Origin of the sequence: Kangiella koreensis DSM 16069, assembly GCF_000024085.1 — a bacterium.
In the GTDB taxonomy this organism is placed as follows: domain Bacteria; phylum Pseudomonadota; class Gammaproteobacteria; order Enterobacterales; family Kangiellaceae; genus Kangiella; species Kangiella koreensis.
The window spans coordinates 310,124-330,643 of record NC_013166.1 but is presented as its reverse complement, the minus strand read 5'-3'; the positions used below and the strand labels follow the sequence as shown (position 1 = coordinate 330,643).

Sequence of the window (20,520 nt, the reverse complement as noted above, 5' to 3'; positions counted from 1 at the left end):
AGATTTTTTTCACATCCAGTTTGCTAGAGTCTTAGTCATGCAATACCATATTTAGCCAATAGTGATCCTACGTGATTCAATAGAGTCACTTAAAAAGACAGGAGAAATAGTATGTCTAACGCTTTTTTTACTAAAGCCTTTATTACTTTGAGTGCAGTATTTGCTCTTCAAAGCACGCCAGCCATCGCTTCAGAAGACAATGAGTGGACTATTTATAATAATGCCTCGCACCTACATTTTGTGTCGGTCAAAAATAACCAAATTGGCGAAGTCAGCACTTTCGAAACCCTTAAAGGGCATTTAAGCGGCAATGGACAGTTTGCTCTGGAAATCCTTCTCGATAGCGTTAATACCGGTATAGAGATCCGCGATCAGCGTATGAAAGAGCATTTGTTCGACAGCAAAAAGAACATTGCCTTTATCGTTAATGGCAGCTTCGACTTAAGCGAGATCGAAGACCAGGAAACCGGCTCAAGCTCACAGCACACACTGGAAGCTACTATTCAGCTCGGTAACGAAACGGTGGATATCCAAGCACCCGTAACTATTCAGACATTAGCGGATCATCAACTGCGTGTGACCTCAGTCAGTCCCGTTGTGATTTCAATCAGTAACCTCAAGTTAGACAAAGGTGTGGATAAACTTAAATCATTGGCAGGACTGCGTAGTATTGATCGTGTGGTTCCTGTGACTTTTGATTTATATTTGCAGCCGAAGGGTGAGTAGTTTTTATTTCTGTCATACCGCGGTTTAACCGCGGACAAAATCGTAGGGAGCGATTTTGAACAGCTAAGCTGGCCTTTGGTGAAATACAAGGATGTATTTCATAATCCAGTGACTATAAGACTTTTTTTCGTTTTTATTTCGCTCTTCAGCGAGTTCCTTTTCTTTGCTTGTCCAAAGAAAAGGAACCAAAAGAAACGACACCCCGTGATTGAGGTTTCACTTCGTTCAACTACCTTCGTCTCCGCCAAGCCACTTAACGCACCGTAAAATACGTTCCATCCATGGCCCGAATTTTACTATTCAAAACTTCCTGTTTTGAATTGCTATGTCTTGGCTACTTCTCAGCTCAATCAAAGGGGGCATTGGTGCTATCTTTAAATAATATTACTCTCCTTCAACTTGTAACCTTCATTTAAACACTCTCACCCCTGCCTTTTTTCTGCCAGATTTATCCATAACCGGCCTTTTTCAATCGCCTTTCTCTGCATACTGTTGCGCTTTAATAACACCATCGAAAGACAAAACTTACACAAATTCAAAATTGATGGAGAAGCAACATGAAAACTATTTCCCTAAAACGCATTTTGGTCGCAACATTAATCGTTTCTGCTTTTTCTGCGGCAGCTGCAGTGGAAGCCAGTGAAATTGAACAGGTGCCTTCCGGCATCGTTAATTACACGTTGAATGATGAGACTTACTATCTTGAAGCAGAGTCATCCAATAGCCAAGTTCAAACTGTTGGCGAGTTAAAGCAAATCACTTTGACCGAAACTTTTACTAACTCTACTGATGATTTGATTTTCGCTGAGTATCAGGTTGCGATGCCTAACCCAGCAGCTCTGGTGAATTATGAAATTACAGTGGACTCGAGTCTGGGTTGCGAACCTGCCACTGCTGACAACATGGTTATTACGCCCGGACAATCGGTTACCGTAACTGTGACTTATAACCTGCTTGAAACCCAATTAGTCAGCTTTCATAGCACAGTACCAAGTCTCTACGCTGAAGAGGTCCTTGCACCTCAAGTCGCAGTGGCCCACTAATCACCATACTTTTAAAAGATAACCTTAGTCATGAGCCTAACCCCCAACCCCATAAGGACTATAACAAGGGCTCGGAAGCCCACTCCCACAGCTAGACATGACTCCTACTCTCTCCTCCGAAGCTGTGCTTAGCGCCGAAAGGCGCTTTTTTTATTCCTTGCCTAAATAATTAATAAAACTAATGCAAATATGGGAGTAAAGGTCGACTCCATCGCAAGCCAAGTTCACTTTCAGTCACATCAATAACTAACAATTCATCACAAGAATACAGAAGTCTACATTGTACGTCATATTTGCAATTGTTCAGTAATCAGTCAGTTGCTAGCTTGCTATTCGTCGCTGAAAAAATATTCACACACTAAGGGGATAGATTGTCTTATTACTAAAAAGATAAGCAGTGGCATTCATAATTATTTCTTATTCCATAAGGTTATATTGAAGGAGTTTCAATGAAAACAATCCATAAGTTTACGCTCAGTGCATTGTCACTTTGCGTTCTGGCTTCTGTTGGCCAGGCCGCGGAACGAAAATCGTTGCGCGATAACAGCAACCTACAAAACGCCATTGCTCAACAGCAAAGCATTCCATCGAGCTTAGCAGCCAATGCTGCACAGCTGGTGGGATTATCCGGCCAGGAAACCTTAAAGCCTCGAAAAATTTATCAAAATAATAATGGTACCGTGACCACACGTTATCAACAGTACTATAAGGGCATTCCTGTGATTGGTGATGATATTATTATTACCACCAATCAAAATGGTGTCTCGAGTTTTGCACACGGTGCGGTATTGCAAGGTATCGAGCTCGACATTAACAGTGTCAATCCTAAAGTCTCTGGTCAAAGAGCCTTGGCAATCGCTAAAGGGCACCAACACTCTACTACTGCGACCAGTAAACCGCCTGTTTATGAAAACGAATCGTCTCAACTTGCTATCTGGCAAGATCCGGACGGTATTGCACGTCTGGTTTACTCTGTCAGCTATGTATCACATAGTGATAAACCTTCTCGTCCGCAAATGTTTATTGATGCTAAAACAGGTCAGGTGATTCATTCTTATGAAAACTTGCAAACCGCTAATGCAACCGGTCCTGGTGGTAACCAGAAAACTGGCCGCTATGACTATGGTACTGATTTTGGCTATTTAGATGTCACCCAGTCTGGCAGCAGTTGTAGTATGAGTAGCAGTAACGTTGACACCATCAATATGAACAACTCCACTTCAGGCGGAAGCATTCATAGTTTCACCTGCCCCGAAAATACGGTTAAGCAAATCAATGGCGCTTACTCGCCGCTAAACGACGGTCATTACTTCGGTAACGTGGTCTTTAACATGTTTAGTGACTGGTTTAACGCTGCCCCATTGACGCAAAAACTGCGTGTACGCGTGCATTACAGCAATAACTACGAAAATGCTTTCTGGGATGGCCAGCAAATGACCTTTGGTGATGGTGCTTCTACTTTCTATCCATTGGTGTCACTCGACGTCATGGCGCACGAAGTCAGCCACGGTTTCACACAACAAAATTCCAATCTGGTTTACAGCGGCAAGTCGGGCGGCTTAAACGAGTCTTACTCGGATATGTCAGGTGAAGCAGCTGAGTTTTATATGAATGGTAGCAATGACTTTTTAGTCGGTGAGCAGATCTTCAAAGGTAATGGCGCACTTCGTTACATGAACAACCCACCGCAAGATAATCGCTCGATTGATCACCAATCAGACTTCACTTCAGGTATGGACGTTCACCATAGCTCAGGTGTTTATAATAAAGCCTTCTATCTACTAGCCACAACTTCTGGCTGGGACACTAAGAAAGCTTTCGAAGTTTACACTCAGGCAAACCGCAACTACTGGACTTCTAATACCAACTGGGATAACGCTGGCGATGGCGTTCTTGATTCAGCTTGTGACTTAGGTTATGACGTCAATGACGTACAAGCGACACTGCAAGCAGTTGGAGTCAGCAGTAATGTCAGCCCAGGCCGAGATTGTGGCGAAGACCCAACTGACCCACCTCCGGGCGATAACGTTCTAGAAAATGGCGTTCCTGAAACAGGGCTTTCAGCTTCTACAGGCAACGACATCGTTTACACCATGGAAGTCCCAACTGGAGCCTCTAATATTAACTTCTCAATTAGCGGTGGCTCAGGTGATGCCGACCTTTATGTCAAGAAAGGCAGCGTTCCAACTGACTCCAGCTATGACTGTCGTCCGTACCGGAACGGTAACAGCGAGTCATGCTCGGGCAGTGGTGGCGGCACCTATTATGTTCGTGTCAAAGCTTATTCAAGCTTCTCTAACGTCAGCCTAATCGGCAACTATGATGAAGCCAGTGATCCAGGCCCTCAACCAGTTGATCGAACCATCAGCAACATCTCGGTTGCACAAAATGCTTGGGCTAACTACACCCAGGAACTTGGGGAAGGTTACAGCAATCTGACCGTGACCATTACTGGCGGTTCAGGCGATGCAGACTTATATGTTCGTCGTGGCTCAGCGCCGACAACCTCAAGCTATGACTGTCGTCCATATAAATGGGGCAACGAAGAAGTCTGTACCTTCAATGCGCCTCAGTCAGGCACCTGGTACATCGGTATTCGTGGTTACAACGCTTCGTCGGGAATCACTCTTCGAATTGAAGCAACACCTCAGTAAGATAATATTTCAACCAACAAAAAAGGGAGCCAAGGCTCCCTTTTTTATATCAGTCAAACTGATTCTCGCAATAATTACTCAGCGTCAGCTGGAGCTTCTTCTTGCGCAGGTGGGTCGATCATCGCTTTCATACTTAGGCGGATACGGTTTTGACGATCCACTTCCAGTACTTTAACTTTAACCACATCACCTTCTTTCAAGTAGTCAGTGACTTTATTCACACGCTCATGAGCGATTTGTGAAATATGAACCAGGCCATCACGTCCAGGAGTGATTTCAACGAATGCACCGAAGTCCGCTAAACGGACAACTTTGCCTTCGAACTCCATGCCCGCTTCAATTGGCATAGTCATCAACTTGATACGACGTACCGCTTCAGCAGCACCTTCAGCATCCGAAGAAGCTACTTTGACCGTACCATCATCGTTAATTTCAATGGTAGCGCCAGTTTCTTCAGTCAAGGCACGGATAGTTGAACCACCTTTACCAATTACTTCAGAAATTTTGTCCACTGGGATTTTAATCACAGTGATACGTGGTGCATACTCAGAAATATCATCACGTGGCTTTTCAAGAGCCTGATTCATCACACTCAAGATATGTAAGCGACCGCCTTTTGCTTGATGCAAGGCTTGCTCCATAATCTCCTGAGTAATACCTTCAATTTTAATGTCCATCTGAAGTGCAGTAATACCGTTTTCAGTACCCGCAACTTTAAAGTCCATATCACCTAAGTGATCTTCATCACCCAAGATGTCCGAAAGTACAACAAAGTTATCAGCTTCTTTAACCAAGCCCATAGCGATACCCGCAACCGGAGCTTTCATCGGTACACCCGCATCCATCAATGCTAATGAAGTACCACAAACAGAAGCCATCGAGCTTGAACCGTTTGACTCAGTAATTTCAGATACCACACGAATGGTGTATGGGAATTCAGCAATGCCCGGAACCATCGCTGCAACACCACGTTTCGCTAAACGGCCATGACCGATCTCGCGGCGCTTAGGTGAACCCATAAAGCCGGTTTCGCCTACACAGTATGGAGGGAAGTTGTAGTGCAACATGAAGTGATCTTTCGCTTCACCCATGATGCTGTCTTTAATTTGTGCATCGCGCTCAGTACCCAAGGTTGCGAAAACCATGGCCTGAGTTTCGCCACGAGTAAAGATCGCCGAACCGTGTGTACGTGGGAATACCCCAGTGCGCACATCCAAAGCTCGAACCATATCTGGGTCACGACCATCGATACGAGGCTTGCCAGAAATGATACGTGTACGAACCACTTCCTTTTCAATCGAGTGGAACATATCTTTAACGTCATCTGCAGAAGGCTGACCTTCTTCGTCACCCGCTAAAGCTTCTACAGCAACACTTTGTAGCTCATTAATTTTGGTATAACGCTCAGCCTTATCGGCAATTTGATAAGCGTCTTCAATCGCTGCAAATGAATGGCTCTTTACTGCGTCATAAAGCGGTACATTTTTCTCAGGAGCAGTCCAGTCCCATTTTGGCTTAGCCGCTTCTGCCGCTAACTCTTTAATCGCCTTAATCGCAACTTGAGATTCCTGGTGGCCAAACATAACGGCACCAAGCATGACATTTTCAGGCAGTTCATTTGCTTCAGACTCAACCATCAACACGGCACTTTCAGTACCGGCCACCATCAAGTCTAATTTCGATTCTTTCAGTTGCGTAACTGAAGGATTCAATACATATTCGCCATCGAGATAACCAACCTGAGCTGCGCCTACAGGACCACTGAACGGAATACCTGATATTTCTAGAGCTGCTGAAGCACCTAACATGGCGACCACTTCAGTTGGAACGTCCTGGTTAACTGACACAATCGTAATAACAACTTGAACTTCGTTCATAAAGCCGTCTGGGAATAGAGGACGCAAAGGACGGTCAATCAAACGTGCAATTAATGTCTCTTCATCTGAAGGACGTGCTTCACGCTTTAAAAAGCCGCCTGGGATTTTACCTGCCGCATACGTTTTTTCAGTGTAATTAACTGTTAGCGGGAAGAAATCCTGACCTTCTCGAACTTCTTTCTTACCTGTTACAGCAACAAATGCTGTTGTACCATCACAGTCAATAACAACTGCACCGGTCGCTTGACGAGCCACACGACCCGTTTCGATAGTGACTGTACGGCCACCGTATTCAAAAGATTTTTTTGTATATTCCACAGTATTTTCCTATTTAAGTTTCAACACTTTCAGAACCTATCTCGTCTGAAAGTAAAGCCGTCTGATAGCAAAAAGGGGCCTAAGGGCCCCTTTAATTCTTTCTAGCGACGCAGACCTAATTTCTTAATGAGGTCAGAGTAGCGGTCTTGATCTTTACGTTTTAAATAATCAAGCAACTTACGACGCTGGCTAACCATGCGCAACAAACCACGACGTGAGTGGTGGTCATGCTTATGCACTTTAAAGTGATCTTGCAGATGGTTAATCTGCGCAGTCAATAACGCTACTTGAACTTCAGGAGAACCAGTATCGCCTTCACCGCGCGCGTGTTCTTTTACAATATCAGCTTTCGCTTCTGGACTTAGTGACATATTTTTACTCCAAATTTCAGGGACTTGCCCAAGATTTTAAACAAGACCGGCCAATCACTAATTCAGCCAGTCAAATGAATGCGGGATTTTACCTTAGTCACTCACCATTCAGCAAGTGATAAAGCGTGAAATTGCCCGATATTATTGAGTATTCTACTGATTTACCGCATCTTTAAGCGGCATATCTATACTTGATTCGATAAAACATTGACGCAGGAACTGCTCGAAGCAGGATTCTGTTTCGGAAAGTTTTTCGCGTAGACGATGGCCACCATCAAATATATGCAAGTTAGCACCTGCCGCCTGAGCAAATTTAATGACATTAGTGACCGGTACAATGTCGTCTTTCCAGCCGTGAACTATGGTCACTGGGCATTTTACGTTTTCTAATTCTGCTTCTGCATAACCATCTAGATAGATAGCCGGAGAAATTAGAAACATTCCCAATGGATGGTTTTCGATACCGGCGACAGCTGACACATAACCACCCATACTGGTACCGACCAATATATAGGGACGTTGCAAATTGGCTAAATGATTATTGAGCTTAACAACCCTTTCGTTAGTTGGTAAGCGGCGGTAATCCAATGATTCCACCTCAAAGCCCATGCGCTCAGCAATTTTTGATAATGCTTGGATACGACTTCCTTTCGGACCACTAACTTTACCGTGAGAAAAAATCACCAGTGGTTTTACAATATCAGTCATTACCCTAAATCCTTATTATTTGTTCTTTATACATTCGCTTCGTCAGTTCTGACTAAACGGCTCGGCGCAACGTTACCATCATCATTGATAGTTGCAACGCCAATAAATTGATTGTCATGTAGCAAGCAAACACTACCTTCAAGCGGTGAACCAGGAACTTGCACTGCTTGGCCCATACGTATGTAGTAAGCCTGATCATCACTCAAATGTACGATCGGAATGTGTTTCAGCGCTTGCTCTATCGGCAGTAACAGCTCATCCATTTCTAGCTTGGCATCAGCCTGCTTTAATTCTTCCAGATGCGCCATAGTTACGGTCTGCTCCAAACCAAAGTCACCGACTGCCGTGCGGCGTAATTCTAACACATGCGCGCCACAGTCCAATTCTTCACCAATATCTTCGACCAGATTTCGCACGTAAGTTCCCTTAGAACAGTGCACATCCAGCACAAACTCATCACCTGAAAAGCTCACCAGCTCTAGTGAGTAAATGTCCACTTCGCGCGCATCCCTTTCAACTTCAATGCCTTGGCGAGCTAACTTGTAAAGTGGCACACCATCCTTCTTTAAGGCTGAGTACATCGAAGGAACCTGGCTGATAGTACCTTTAAATTGTTGCAGCAGTTTGACAAGTTGCGACTCGCTGACATCAACTGGTCTGGTTTCAACCACTTCTCCTTCGCGATCGGCAGTGGTGGTCTTTTCGCCTAGCTTTGCAGTAACCCGATATTTTTTATCAGCATTCAGCAAATACTGCGAAAATTTGGTAGCTTCACCAAAACAAATAGGCAACACACCAGTGGCAATCGGATCCAAGGCACCGGTATGGCCAGCTTTAGCAGCAAAATATAAAAATTTGGCTTGTTGCAGTGCTTTATTGGAAGTGATGTCAGTGGGTTTATCCAATAGCAAGATGCCCGTAATATCGCGACCGCGTTTACGTCGTCTGCCCATGGTCTTTCTCCGGAAATTCTAAATTACGATTTCTTCGATTCGTCTTCTGAGATGGCCTTGTCTATCAAAGACGTCATTTTCTGGCCTTCAACAATCGATTTATCAAATAAAAAGCGTAGGCTGGGAACGCTACGCATACGAATAGACTTAGCTAACTGAGAACGCAGAAAACCAGCAGCGCCAGTTAAAACTTCCAGCGCCTGCTTAATTTCCTGCTCTTCATCTTTACCTAAAAAAGTCACAAACACTTTCGCATTCTGTAAATCACTGGTTACTTCAACACCGGAAACAGTGACAATCCCTAAACGTGGATCTTTCATTTCACGTTGTAGCAATACCGCCAAGTCTCGTTGGATCTGATCAGCAACTCTTTTTGCGCGTGCTTGTGACATTTTTCTTCCTAAACCAAGTTATAGAGTACGTTCAACGATAACAATCTGGAATACTTCGATCTTATCGCCAGGTTTAACATCGTTGTAGTTCTTAACACCGATACCACACTCCATGCCATTACGTACTTCATTAACGTCATCTTTAAAGCGGCGGAGTGACTCCAGCTCACCTTCATAGATAACTACATCATCACGTAATACACGAATAGGGTTATGGCGCTTAACGACACCCTCAACCACCATACAACCAGCAATTGCGCCTAGTTTTGGTGACTTAAAGACATCACGAACTTCAGCCAGACCGATAATCTCCTGACGAGACTCAGGTGATAACATACCACCAAGTGCGGCCTTAACTTCTTCGATTGCCTCATAAATAACGCTGTAGTAGCGAATATCTACCGCTTCTTTTTCAGCTAATTTACGCGATGCAGAATCGGCACGAACGTTAAAGCCGATAATGATGGCATTCGATGCTGCGGCCAGTGAAACATCAGTTTCCTTAATACCACCGACACCACTTGATATAACTTTCACTTCAACTTCATCTGTTGAGAAGTCAGTTAATGATTTATTCAAGGCTTCAAGCGAACCTTGTACGTCTGCTTTAATAATAATGTTGAGTTGTTGCGTCTCTTCTTCATTACCCATATTGGCAAACATATTTTCAAGCTTGGCTTTTTGCTGACGAGCCTGGAACGCTTCGCGTTGTTTAGATTCACGACGATCCGCAATCTCACGAGCAGTACGTTCGTCGGCAACGACCGTTGCTTCATCACCCGCTACTGGTACGCCAGACAAGCCTAACACTTCAACTGGAATCGAAGGTCCTGCTGACTCAATTGGCTCACCGTTTTCATCTAACAAGGCTCGAACACGGCCATAATGAGTACCGGCTAATAAAATATCGCCTTTATGCAACTGACCTTTCTGTACCAGGATGGAAGCAATAGCACCACGACCTTTATCAAGACGAGCTTCGATAACAAAACCTTTAGCAGCGCCTTCGTCGGTAGCTTTTAATTCTAATACTTCAGATTGCAGAAGAATTGAGTCGAGAAGATCATCAACCCCTTCCCCGCTTTTCGCAGAGACATGAACAAACTGCACATCACCACCCCAGTCTTCAGGGATGACGTCATGTTGCGACAATTCATTTTTAACTCGTTCTGGGTCTGATTCTTCTTTATCAATTTTGTTCACTGCCACAATCATCGGAACGCCAGCCGCTTTTGCATGCTGTACCGCTTCGATTGTTTGTGGCATAACGCCATCATCTGCAGCAACGATCAAAATTACAATATCAGTTACTTCCGCACCACGTGCACGCATCGCTGTAAAAGCTGCGTGACCCGGGGTATCAAGGAAAGTAATCATGCCCTTATCTGTTTCAACATGGTAAGCACCGATATGCTGGGTAATACCGCCCGCTTCACCGGATGCAACATGAGTTGCACGAATATAGTCGAGCAAAGACGTTTTACCGTGATCAACGTGACCCATAATAGTTACTACAGGTGCACGAGGCTTTGTTTCACCGGTTTCATCATGCGCTTCTGACAAGGCGTTCTCTTCCATTTGATTCTCATTGACGAGAACAGGCTTATGGCCCATTTCCTCAACAACCAAACTGGCCGTTTCCTGATCAAGCGATTGATTAATGGTGGCCATTACGCCCACTTTCATCATAGCTTTCATCAGTTCCGGTGCCTTAACCGTCATGGCTTTTGCAAGCTCTCCAACGGTAATAGTTTCCGGAATCTCAACTTCGTGAACAATAGTGTCCGTTGGTTTCTTAAAACCGTGTTTTTTCATAGCTTCTGGTGCCTGATATACTCTCTGTTCAATCACTACACCGCGCTTACTGTCTTCAAGTGCACGTGCGACCAAGTCGACGTCTGAAGTTTTCTTCTTACCTTTCTTGCGTTTCTTTTTGCGATGCCCGCTCTTCTCTTCAAAGTCAGCTATAGACATTGGCTTAACAGGCCCTTTTGGCTTGCTAGGCTTTTTAACAACAACTTCATCTTCGTCATCATCATTGCGTGACTTTGATTTAGGCTTAGCCTTTGACGGCTTGCCTTTCTTCTCATCACGAGCCGGCTCAGCTTTTTTCGCTGGTTTATCTTCTGGCTCGTCTGCCTGAGTTTCTTTCTTAGATTTATCAGCTTTTTGTTTAGCTTCTTCTTCTTTGCGTTTAGCCTCTTCTTCCGCCTGACGCTTAGCTTCTTCTTCTTTGCGTTTAGCCTCTTCTTCCGCCTGACGCTTAGCTTCTTCTTCCGCTTTACGTTGCGCTTCTTCTTCTTCCGCTAACTTAGCCAACTCTTCGTTAGAACGTTTTACATAAGTACGCTTCTTCTTTACTGCAACCTGCACTGATTTTCTTTTACCTTCAGAACTGGTCACACTCAAGGTACTTTTCTGGGTACGGTTAAGCGTAATTTTCTTTGGTCCGGTATCTTCAGAACCACCATGACTTTTTTGCAAATAAGTTAATAAGGTCTTCTTCTGCTCATCAGTGATGCCATCTTCCGGACCTTTAACTTTTATTCCAGCTGCCGACAATTGCTCCATAAGTTTTTCAACTGGAGTTTTTACCGTATCAGCTAGATCTCTTACTGTAATTTTCGACATTCGCTATCCCCCGCTATATTATTCCTGCTCCTCGAACCAAGGAGCACGCGCGGTCATAATTAACTTCGCGGCACGCTCTTCATCAAGTTCTTCGATTTCAATAAGCTCATCCACTGACTGTTCTGCTAAATCTTCCATAGTGACAATACCCTTGCTCGCGAGAACAAAAGCTAGGTGGCGATCCATACCATCCATTGTCAACAAATCTTCGGCTGGCTCAACTTCTTCTAACTGTTCTTCGTTTGCAATCGCTTTGGTTAACAGCACATCTTTAGCACGTGATTTCAACGCATCAACTAAATCTTCATCAAAACCTTCGATTTCGAGCATTTCAGATTGCGGAACATACGCCACTTCTTCAAGAGTCGTGAAACCTTCTTGAACCAGTATGTCTGCTAAATCTTCATCAACCCCTAAATCTGCAACAAACATCGAAACAATCGATTCAGTTTCCGATTGATTCTTAGTGGCAAAATCTTCTTCCGTCATAACATTCAACTCCCAACCCGTTAACTCACTGGCTAGACGAATGTTTTGGCCGTTTCGACCAATTGCTTGCGCTAACTGATCTTCATTCACGGCAATATCCATGCTGCGACGATCTTCGTCAACAACGATAGAAACCACTTCTGCTGGCGCCATCGCATTAATGACATACTGCGCTGGGTTATCATCGTAAAGCACGATATCAATACGCTCACCGTTTAACTCACCGGTAACTGCTTGCACACGTGCTCCACGCATACCCACACAAGCACCGACTGGATCAATACGCTTGTCGTTCGTTTTAACGGCAACCTTAGCGCGCGAACCAGGGTCACGGGCGGCGCCTTTAATTTCGATGACTTCTTCACCAATCTCAGGCACCTCAATACGGAATAACTCTTCCAACATTTCTGGACGAGTACGGCTAACAAATAATTGTGGACCACGATTTTCAGTGCTGATTGCATACAACAAACCACGAACACGATCGCCAGTGCGAACGGTTTCGCGTGGCATCATTTCTTCGCGCTGAATAACGGCTTCGGCATTGCTTCCCAAATCAATGAAGATGTAATCACGCGTAACCTTCTTAACAACACCAGTGACCAAATCGCCCACTCTGTCGCGGAAAGCTTCAACTGTTTTAGCACGCTCAGCTTCGCGAACTTTTTGTACGATGACCTGCTTTGCCGTTTGCGCAGCAATACGGCCAAATTCAATTGACTCGATCTGCTCTTCAACATAATCACCAATTTGAATCTCAGGGTCTTCAACCTGAGCCGCAGACAATGTTGTTTCTGTTAAAGGATCTTCAACTGCATCATCAGCAACGACTGTCCAAAGGCGGTAAGTATCGTAATCGCCTGTATGACGATCAATATCAACACGTACATCAATATCTACGCCATGCTTTTTCTTTGTGGCAGTGGCCAAGGCAGCTTCAATCGCACCAAAAATCACTTCAGGCTGTACATCCTTTTCGTTAGATACAGCTTCTACCACTAATAAAATTTCTTTATTGCTCATACGTGTTAACCTTTAATCAATACCTGATATTCATCAATTAAGACTAAAACTTAGGGACCAAATGCGCTTTATCTATCTGATGGCAATTGATCTCATAAACTTCACCATCGACCAGAAGCAATAAAACACCTGCTTCAACTTGCTCGATAGTCCCTTTAAATTTGCGCCGACCATTTAATGGCACTGACAACTTCACCTCAGCATCCTCACCCACATAACGCGCAAACTGTTGCTCATTAAATAGCGGGCGATCCATACCAGGCGATGAAATTTCCAGATTGTAGAGACCTTTAATTGGGTCTTCCACATCCAAAACACCGCTCACCTGATGGCTTACCTCAGCGCAATTATCCACTGAAATACCATTTTCGTGATCAATAAACACCCTAAGTACCGAATGCTTTCCTTGAGCGAGGTGTTCTAACCCCCAAAACTCAAAGCCAGCAGCTTCTACTGCAGGGCGGATTATTTTTTCTAACTCAGCGTTTCTAGCCATTAGTTACTCTATAACTCTTTGCTTTTTCAAGCTTTTTTACATACAAAAATGGGCCTAAACAGGCCCATCAGCAAAATCATTAATGTGATGGGTCAAAGGCAGCGCCATTGCCCACATGAGCCATAACATAAAAAATAGAACAGCTCAGAAAAAATAAGGCCCCTATGAAGGGGCCTTATTATTATATTCATCAATAAAGCTCAGTCAATTTATATTATCTGAGCAAATTAAGGAACTATTAGCCCTTAATATAAAAGTGGTAGCGGACACTGGGTTCAAACCAACGACCTTTAGCGGCTGCGCCGTATGAAAAGCTGAGACCGACATTCGTCGGGCATCCTACCAATAGCTTTTCACTTTAATTTGGTAGCGGGGGCTGGATTTGAACCAACGACCTTCGGGTTATGAGCCCGACGAGCTACCAGGCTGCTCCACCCCGCATCAATTCTTGGCTACTTATGAAATTAAAAGTCTTCTCATAAGTCTCAGGTCGTTCGACCTTCGCCTTTCAGTTTGAGAGCCCGACAATTATCAGTCTGCTCAACCTGTATCAATACTTTTTTGAGAACTTACTCATGAGCTTCTGGTAATGCTCATAAGCCTCAGGCTTTTCAGCCGTCATCTCTATAGATTGGGTTTAACCGACTTTTTTCAAGTCCCACCCCAATCGACAGAGCGGCATTATACGCATTTATAATGTTTTGACAAGGGGGATGAGGGTTTATATTTATTATCTTTTATAAGCAGCCAAATCGTAAGCTTCACTCTATGGCCAAGCCTACCATTTCACATACTTCTATAGATACTGGAAGGCCTGCCGACACACTTCAAGCAACTGTGCTGGAAACAAGCCAAGAACCACGACTGCCATGCCTGTAATACCCAATGCAAGTCGCAAGCCACGCTCTGCTTTAAGCTTACTTTCGTTTTCTGGTTTATCGAAAAATATGGCTTTAACTACTTTTAGGTAGTAGAAGAGTCCCACAATTGACATCACTGCGGCCAGGATAGCTAACCATACCAGTTCAGCGTCTAAAACCGCGCGGATCACTTCCAGTTTTGCCCAGAAACCAACAAAAGGGGGTAAGCCTGCCATAGACAGAAACAGGAAACTTATTAGCAAACCGCCCCATGGGCTGCGCTGCCCTAAGCCCTTCAGATCACTAATTAAATTAACTTCCTGCTTTCCCTTCGCTAAATAAATCAAGCAACCGAAGCCACCTAATGACATTATTGCGTAAGTGATGATATAAAAAAATGAGGCGGAATAACCTACGCCATTACCAGCAATGATGCCGAGCATAAAGTAACCCACATGAGCAATCGCTGAATAGGCCAATAACCGCTTTATGTTCTCCTGCGCCAGCGCAACCAGGTTTCCAATAACCATCGACAAAGTGGCAATGATGATCAACATGCCCTGCCAATCAATCAAAACCTGCTCAAAGCCATAACCCAAAATTCGAATAATTAGAGCGAAAGCAGCAATTTTAGGAGCAGACGCTATAAAGGCTGTAACCGAAGTTGGCGCACCATGATACACATCCGGCACCCACATCTGGAAAGGCACGGCACCAAACTTAAAGGCCATTGCCACCACCATGAAAACCAGGCCAAAACGCAAAGTCAGGCTGGCATCATTAGTTTCAAGAAAAGAGGCGATATCAGTGATGTGAATTTTACCAGTGACACCGTAAACCATCGACATGCCGTACAACAAGAAGCCGCTAGCTATGGCTCCCATGACAAAATATTTTACTGCAGCTTCCGACGACAAACTTGAATGGCGATGCATCGCAACCAGTGCGTAAAGACTTAGTGATAGTAACTCAAGTCCCAAATACAGGGTTAATAGGCTACCGCCACCTGCCAGCACCATCATGCCCAGTACTGCAAATAAGTGTAGGATAAAATATTCACCGCGCAATATTGGTCTTTGTAAGATGTAGGGTCGTGCGAACATCATGGCAACCATGGTTAAGGCAATCACACTGACCTTAACAATCCCCGCCATCGGGTCGAGAATAAAATGTCTGTGATAGAGGTGGTATTGCACATCCGGGAACTGGGCAATTACCATAACGCCCGTTAGCAGCAAACTCAGCTGTGCCAGTCGGTAGGTTAGCTGACGATCAAAATCTTTTGCGAACACATCAATCAACAACACTGCGCAAGTCGCTGTCAGTAGAAATATTTCCGGCAGCATTGGCATCAAATCAACTGTCATCCCATACCTCCGGTTTTACTTAAAGTTGCTGACTCAATAATCTTTTCCAGACTGGGTTGCATTATTTCAATCAGAGGTTGCGGGTAAATACCCAATGCTAAAATTAAAATTGCCAGGGTAAACAGCACCAATCGCTCACGCTTGGTCACATCGTCCAGACGCGCCACCGATTCATTTGCTGACTTACCGAAAATCACTCGCTTATAAACCCAGAGGCTGTAAGCAGCCGCCAAAATCAATGTTAATCCAGCCACTAAAGCGATTCTCCAGTCGGCCTGGAATGAAGCAATAATGACAAAGAACTCACCCACAAATCCCGATGTTCCGGGTAAGCCGGCATTGGCCAGAATAAACAGCATCAACAGTGCCGCAAATATGGGCATCGAATTCACCACACCTCCGTAATCGGCAATATCTCGGCTGTGCATACGGTCATACAAGACACCAATTGAAAAGAATAATGCACCAGAAACCAGGCCATGAGAAATCATCTGGATCATAGCGCCTTGTAGCGCCATTGATTGTGCTTGAGTTGCAGTGAGGAAAACAATAATGAAGGTGCCTAGAGTGACAAAACCCATGTGAGCAATAGAGGAATAGGCGACCAGCTTTTTCATGTCTTTTTGTGCCAGCGCTACTAATCCAATATAGACAATGGCAATTAATGAAAAGAGAATTAACCAGTAAGCGTATTCAGCCACTGCATCAGGAGTGATTGGCAAGCTGAAGCGTAAGAAGCCATAGCCGCCCATTTTCAACATAATCGCTGCCAGAATCACCGAGCCACCAGTGGGCGCTTCAACGTGAGCATCCGGCAACCAGGTATGCACTGGAAACATCGGAATTTTAACTGCGAATGCAGCCAGGAAGGCAAAGAAAATCCACTTTTGTTCGGTCAGGGATAAAGACAACTGCTGTAATTTACTAATCGCAAAACTGTCAGCTTCACGCCCCATATAAATCAACGCCACCAACATGAAGATTGAGCCGAAGAAGGTAAACAGAAAGAACTTAACGGTAGCGTAAATTCGGTTTTCCCCACCCCACACCCCAATCATTAAAAACATCGGGATCAGCATGGCTTCCCACAGGACATAGAACAAAATCGAATCCTGGGCAGCGAATACCCCATTCATCAGACCCGTCATCATTAACACCGCAGCGAAGTATTGCGACTGACGTTTCTTTATCGACCCCGTGGCGCTAATCAGCACCAGTAAACCAATTAAGCTGGTCAATACAATGAGAGGTAGAGAAATCCCATCAATAGCCAGGTCATAGCGAATATTAAGCGATGGAATCCAGCGTGCCGTTTCGGCAAACTGCATCTCGGCAGTATCGGTCGCAAATGCCCACGTTAGCCAGCAACTTAACAGTAAGGTAATAATGCCGAGCAGAATACCAATACGTTGGCTAACCGCAAGTAAGCGATCGCCCGGACCAAACATGATCACCAGGCCACCGATAATCGGTATCCAGATTAATAAACTGAGGATGGGTAATTGTTCTAACATAATAAGTTATTATTCATCCTTCTCTTTTCTGGCTTTGCTTTAACTGGGCTGCTGCCATCATAATTCTTCTCATCAACTTCTCAGGATTAGCCACAGTAATAGTCCGACTAACCCCAGGACCATCACCAGCGCATAATGATATAAATAACCACTTTGCAACTTTCGTAGCGCTTGACCAATCCGCCCTAACGTCTGAGCGCCACTATTGACGATACCATCATCAATCACTGCCTTATCACCATATTGCCAGAGCATATCGCCTAACGAATAAGAACCTTTGGCAAAGACCTTCTGATAAACCTCGTCAAAATAATATTTACGTTGCAACAATCGATTTACTGGACTCAACATTTTGCCCGCGGCGGCTCCCCAGCCAGGCTTAAGCCATACAAAGATCACCGCAGTCATCACTCCCGCCAACATCAGCCAGAACACTGGCGTCATAAAGCCATGCACCGCAAAGCTCATGGCTCCGGCAAATTCGTCGCGGAACGCCTGCATAGTGTCGTGGCTGGTTAGTACCATTAATGACTCAGCAAAATAGTCGCCGTCTAACATTGGCTTAGTCATAAACCAGCCGATTATGAGCGATGGCACTGCTAAGGCAATCAAGGGCCAGGTAATCACGCGAGGCGACTCGGTCAGTTGATTCAAATGTTGCTCATCAAGGCTACTTTTGCCGTGGAATACCACCAGCAGCATACGCATACTGTAGAGCGCGGTAACAACCACTCCGGCCATCACCGCAAAGTAGGCAAAACTGGCTGCTGGGCCTTGGGCCTCTGAAGCCGCCATGATGATGGCATCTTTGGAATAAAAGCCGGCAAAGAAAGGCGTACCAATTAAGGCCAAAGTGCCTACCAAAGTCGTCCAGTAAGTCAATGGCAATCGTTTATAGAGCCCACCCATTTTGCGTATATTCTGCTCATGGTGCAGAGCAACAATAACCGAGCCAGCACCCAGGAATAGCAGTGCCTTGAAGAAGGCATGAGTAAACAGGTGAAAAATGGCTGCCGAATAGGCCGATACACCAAGCGCCACCACCATGTAACCCAATTGCGACAAGGTCGAATAGGCAATAATGCGCTTGATATCATTCTGCACTATTGCTACCAGCCCCATAAATAGCGCGGTTATGGCACCAATTATGGTGACCATGGTTAAAGCTGTTTCGGAAAACTCGAACAGCGGCGACATGCGCGCCACCATAAAGACGCCGGCAGTGACCATGGTTGCCGCATGAATCAAAGCAGAAATCGGCGTTGGGCCTTCCATCGAATCTGGTAACCAGACATGCAATGGCACCTGTGCTGACTTACCCATCGCGCCGATAAACAAACAGATACAGATAAAGGTGATGATTGGCCAGCTGGTATCGCCCCATGCTACAAAGCTACCGTCTAGGCTCATCAGTCCCAGTGCGTTTTCAGCGCTACGCTCACTGATCTGCATGATTTCTTCGGCCTGCCCCATGGATTTAAAAATCGGTGCATAATCGAAAGTGCCGAATAGTAAAAAGATTGCGCCAATACCGAGAATAAAACCAAAGTCACCAACCCGATTGACCAGAAAGGCTTTCATGTTGGCGAAAATTGCGCTTTCCTTCTGATACCAGAAACCGATCAATAGATAAGACACCAGACCGACAGCCTCCCAACCGAAAAACAGTTGTAAGAAGTTATTGGCCATCACCAACATCAGCATTGAGAAAGTAAATAATGACAGGTAACTAAAGAATCGCTGGTAGCCATCATCATCGTGCATATAACCTATCGAATAGATATGTACCATCAAGCTGACGAATGTGACCACCACCATCATCAACGCACTTAGGCTATCAATCATAAAGCCTATTTGGATCGTCAGGTCTGAAAAGCTGGCCCAGTGATAGACGGTCATATCCACTGGAGTGGCATCACCGTACAGGAAGCCCCAGAAAATTCGTAATGACAATATGAAGGAAATGACGACACCAATAATGGTTAGTCGATGCGTTAAACGCCTACCCAGCCGCTTGCCTAACAGGCCCGCCAGCATAGCTCCTATTAAAGGCGCTAATACTATCAATAATAGCTGGGTTTGCATGCTCATCAGCCTTTTAACTCCCGCAAGTCTTCTACATCAATGTCCTTGTTGCTACGGAACAAGACCACCAGAATGGCCAAACCGATCGCCGCTTCGGCTGCTGCAACAGTCAGAATAAAGAACACAAAGATCTGCCCGACTTCATCATTCAAATAACGCGAGAAGGCAATGAAGTTGGTATTGACTGCCAGAAGCATGAGCTCAATACACATCAACAAGGTAATCACATTCTTACGATTAATAATGATCCCCACCACGCTAATGGAGAACAATATTGCGCTGACCATTAAATAATGCGTCAAACTCATGGTAATTCTCCCTTCGGTTTTTTATTTCGTTTGCTTTTGCGCTTGCCTTTTTCCTCAGGCTCACTCTCTTCGGGTTCTGCAACCTCAGCGTCCATTTTGACAATATGTAAACGCTCGTCTTTACTCGCTCGATGCTGACTGGGAACACTTTGTCCGCGACGTTCGCGACGTCCGCGGAAAGTCAAAGAAATCGCAGCAACAATTGCTACCAGCAAAATCACACCGGCAATTTCAAACGCATAAAAATAATCGGTATAAAGCAGTCTGCCCAGCACTTCAACATTACTATGCTCTGCGCCATGCTTGACAGGTTCCGGCATCGCCTCTAACCCAAAAACTTCACCACGCAATACCCAATACAAACCGATCAACAAACCAATCGCCACTAAAATGCCCAACGGGACATACCGAGTAAAGCCCTGATTCAAGCTGGCAAAATCCACGTCTAGCATCATGACAACAAACAGGAACAGCACCATTACCGCACCGACATAAACCAGCACTAAGGCTATTGCCAGGAATTCAGCTTCCAGCAACATCCATAACACTGCCGCCGAGAAAAAGGTCAGAACCAGACACAACACCGCCTGCACCGAATTGCGCACCGTCACCACGCCCAGCGCCGACACAATGGTCAGGGTTGCAAAAATGTAAAATACTATCTGCTCAGCGGTCATATCGGTTCTTTTTCACCTGTGTATATCC

The 20,520-nt window shown here is 44.9% G+C and carries 16 protein-coding genes and 1 tRNA gene; 3 read left to right on the top strand and 14 right to left on the bottom strand.

Annotation, left to right across the window (positions count from 1 at the left end; genetic code table 11):
* Positions 1 to 111 precede the first annotated feature (111 nt).
* From KKOR_RS01545 to KKOR_RS01535, 3 genes are all read left to right on the top strand, one after another.
* Positions 112 to 726, top strand: coding sequence for a YceI family protein (locus tag KKOR_RS01545; RefSeq protein WP_012800249.1), 615 nt, complete (start codon positions 112 to 114; stop codon positions 724 to 726).
* A gap of 557 nt (positions 727 to 1,283) precedes the next feature.
* Positions 1,284 to 1,769 carry a hypothetical protein gene (locus tag KKOR_RS01540; RefSeq protein ID WP_012800248.1) on the top strand — a complete coding sequence of 162 codons (486 nt, stop codon included), beginning with the start codon at positions 1,284 to 1,286 and terminating at the stop codon, positions 1,767 to 1,769.
* Positions 1,770 to 2,218: 449 nt separating this feature from the next.
* Complete coding sequence (locus KKOR_RS01535; protein ID WP_012800247.1) at positions 2,219 to 4,423, top strand: M4 family metallopeptidase; 2,205 nt, start codon at positions 2,219 to 2,221, stop codon at positions 4,421 to 4,423.
* A gap of 74 nt (positions 4,424 to 4,497) precedes the next feature.
* On the opposite strand, the gene pnp is transcribed toward KKOR_RS01535, so the two are convergent.
* The 14 genes from pnp to KKOR_RS01465 all read right to left on the bottom strand — a co-directional run bounded on the left by pnp (position 4,498) and on the right by KKOR_RS01465 (position 20,492).
* On the bottom strand, positions 4,498 to 6,618 hold the full coding sequence (pnp, locus tag KKOR_RS01530) for a polyribonucleotide nucleotidyltransferase (RefSeq protein WP_012800246.1): 2,121 nt from the start codon (positions 6,616 to 6,618) through the stop codon (positions 4,498 to 4,500).
* A 101-nt stretch (positions 6,619 to 6,719) separates the two neighbouring features.
* Positions 6,720 to 6,989 carry a 30S ribosomal protein S15 gene (gene rpsO / locus KKOR_RS01525; RefSeq protein WP_012800245.1) on the bottom strand — a complete coding sequence of 90 codons (270 nt, stop codon included), beginning with the start codon at positions 6,987 to 6,989 and terminating at the stop codon, positions 6,720 to 6,722.
* A gap of 153 nt (positions 6,990 to 7,142) precedes the next feature.
* Entirely contained in the window at positions 7,143 to 7,697 is a 555-nt protein-coding gene (locus KKOR_RS01520; protein ID WP_012800244.1) for an alpha/beta hydrolase, read from the bottom strand.
* Positions 7,698 to 7,723: 26 nt separating this feature from the next.
* A complete protein-coding gene (gene truB, locus KKOR_RS01515) occupies positions 7,724 to 8,650 on the bottom strand; it encodes a tRNA pseudouridine(55) synthase TruB (protein WP_012800243.1) in 927 nt (308 codons plus the stop codon).
* 23 nt (positions 8,651 to 8,673) lie between these two features.
* The gene (rbfA, locus tag KKOR_RS01510) at positions 8,674 to 9,042 is read right to left on the bottom strand and encodes a 30S ribosome-binding factor RbfA (RefSeq protein WP_012800242.1); all 369 of its coding nucleotides are present in this window, start codon (positions 9,040 to 9,042) and stop codon (positions 8,674 to 8,676) included.
* Between the two features lie 18 nt (positions 9,043 to 9,060).
* Positions 9,061 to 11,673, bottom strand: coding sequence for a translation initiation factor IF-2 (infB, locus tag KKOR_RS01505; RefSeq protein ID WP_012800241.1), 2,613 nt, complete (start codon positions 11,671 to 11,673; stop codon positions 9,061 to 9,063).
* An 18-nt stretch (positions 11,674 to 11,691) separates the two neighbouring features.
* Positions 11,692 to 13,185 carry a transcription termination factor NusA gene (nusA, locus tag KKOR_RS01500; protein ID WP_012800240.1) on the bottom strand — a complete coding sequence of 498 codons (1,494 nt, stop codon included), beginning with the start codon at positions 13,183 to 13,185 and terminating at the stop codon, positions 11,692 to 11,694.
* Between the two features lie 43 nt (positions 13,186 to 13,228).
* Positions 13,229 to 13,681, bottom strand: coding sequence for a ribosome maturation factor RimP (gene rimP, locus KKOR_RS01495; protein ID WP_012800239.1), 453 nt, complete (start codon positions 13,679 to 13,681; stop codon positions 13,229 to 13,231).
* 364 nt (positions 13,682 to 14,045) lie between these two features.
* Positions 14,046 to 14,122: transfer RNA gene (locus KKOR_RS01490), tRNA-Met, on the bottom strand.
* A gap of 355 nt (positions 14,123 to 14,477) precedes the next feature.
* Positions 14,478 to 15,908, bottom strand: a complete 1,431-nt coding sequence (gene nuoN, locus KKOR_RS01485; RefSeq protein WP_012800238.1) for an NADH-quinone oxidoreductase subunit NuoN — start codon at positions 15,906 to 15,908, stop codon at positions 14,478 to 14,480.
* Positions 15,905 to 17,422, bottom strand: a complete 1,518-nt coding sequence (locus KKOR_RS01480; protein ID WP_012800237.1) for an NADH-quinone oxidoreductase subunit M — start codon at positions 17,420 to 17,422, stop codon at positions 15,905 to 15,907. Before KKOR_RS01480 ends, nuoN begins: the two co-directional genes overlap by 4 nt.
* Before the next feature lie 72 nt (positions 17,423 to 17,494).
* On the bottom strand, positions 17,495 to 19,513 hold the full coding sequence (nuoL, locus tag KKOR_RS01475; RefSeq protein WP_012800236.1) for an NADH-quinone oxidoreductase subunit L: 2,019 nt from the start codon (positions 19,511 to 19,513) through the stop codon (positions 17,495 to 17,497).
* Positions 19,513 to 19,815 carry an NADH-quinone oxidoreductase subunit NuoK gene (gene nuoK, locus KKOR_RS01470; RefSeq protein ID WP_012800235.1) on the bottom strand — a complete coding sequence of 101 codons (303 nt, stop codon included), beginning with the start codon at positions 19,813 to 19,815 and terminating at the stop codon, positions 19,513 to 19,515. Before nuoK ends, nuoL begins: the two co-directional genes overlap by 1 nt.
* Positions 19,812 to 20,492: an NADH-quinone oxidoreductase subunit J gene (locus KKOR_RS01465; protein ID WP_012800234.1), complete on the bottom strand. Its 681-nt coding sequence runs from the start codon at positions 20,490 to 20,492 to the stop codon at positions 19,812 to 19,814. The genes nuoK and KKOR_RS01465 overlap by 4 nt, the downstream gene beginning before the upstream one ends.
* Between the last annotated feature and the right edge of the window lie 28 nt (positions 20,493 to 20,520).

What these genes read in the sequence shown, in the direction of transcription:
- KKOR_RS01545 (WP_012800249.1), top strand. Translation starts at nt 112, where the DNA reads ATGTCTAACGCTTTTTTTACTAAAGCCTTTATTACTTTGAGTGCAGTA.
- KKOR_RS01540 (WP_012800248.1), top strand. Translation starts at nt 1,284, where the DNA reads ATGAAAACTATTTCCCTAAAACGCATTTTGGTCGCAACATTAATCGTT.
- KKOR_RS01535 (WP_012800247.1), top strand. Translation starts at nt 2,219, where the DNA reads ATGAAAACAATCCATAAGTTTACGCTCAGTGCATTGTCACTTTGCGTT.
- rpsO (WP_012800245.1), bottom strand. Translation starts at nt 6,989, where the DNA reads ATGTCACTAAGTCCAGAAGCGAAAGCTGATATTGTAAAAGAACACGCG.
- KKOR_RS01520 (WP_012800244.1), bottom strand. Translation starts at nt 7,697, where the DNA reads ATGACTGATATTGTAAAACCACTGGTGATTTTTTCTCACGGTAAAGTT.
- truB (WP_012800243.1), bottom strand. Translation starts at nt 8,650, where the DNA reads ATGGGCAGACGACGTAAACGCGGTCGCGATATTACGGGCATCTTGCTA.
- rbfA (WP_012800242.1), bottom strand. Translation starts at nt 9,042, where the DNA reads ATGTCACAAGCACGCGCAAAAAGAGTTGCTGATCAGATCCAACGAGAC.
- infB (WP_012800241.1), bottom strand. Translation starts at nt 11,673, where the DNA reads ATGTCGAAAATTACAGTAAGAGATCTAGCTGATACGGTAAAAACTCCA.
- nusA (WP_012800240.1), bottom strand. Translation starts at nt 13,185, where the DNA reads ATGAGCAATAAAGAAATTTTATTAGTGGTAGAAGCTGTATCTAACGAA.
- rimP (WP_012800239.1), bottom strand. Translation starts at nt 13,681, where the DNA reads ATGGCTAGAAACGCTGAGTTAGAAAAAATAATCCGCCCTGCAGTAGAA.
- nuoN (WP_012800238.1), bottom strand. Translation starts at nt 15,908, where the DNA reads ATGACAGTTGATTTGATGCCAATGCTGCCGGAAATATTTCTACTGACA.
- KKOR_RS01480 (WP_012800237.1), bottom strand. Translation starts at nt 17,422, where the DNA reads ATGTTAGAACAATTACCCATCCTCAGTTTATTAATCTGGATACCGATT.
- nuoL (WP_012800236.1), bottom strand. Translation starts at nt 19,513, where the DNA reads ATGAGCATGCAAACCCAGCTATTATTGATAGTATTAGCGCCTTTAATA.
- nuoK (WP_012800235.1), bottom strand. Translation starts at nt 19,815, where the DNA reads ATGAGTTTGACGCATTATTTAATGGTCAGCGCAATATTGTTCTCCATT.
- KKOR_RS01465 (WP_012800234.1), bottom strand. Translation starts at nt 20,492, where the DNA reads ATGACCGCTGAGCAGATAGTATTTTACATTTTTGCAACCCTGACCATT.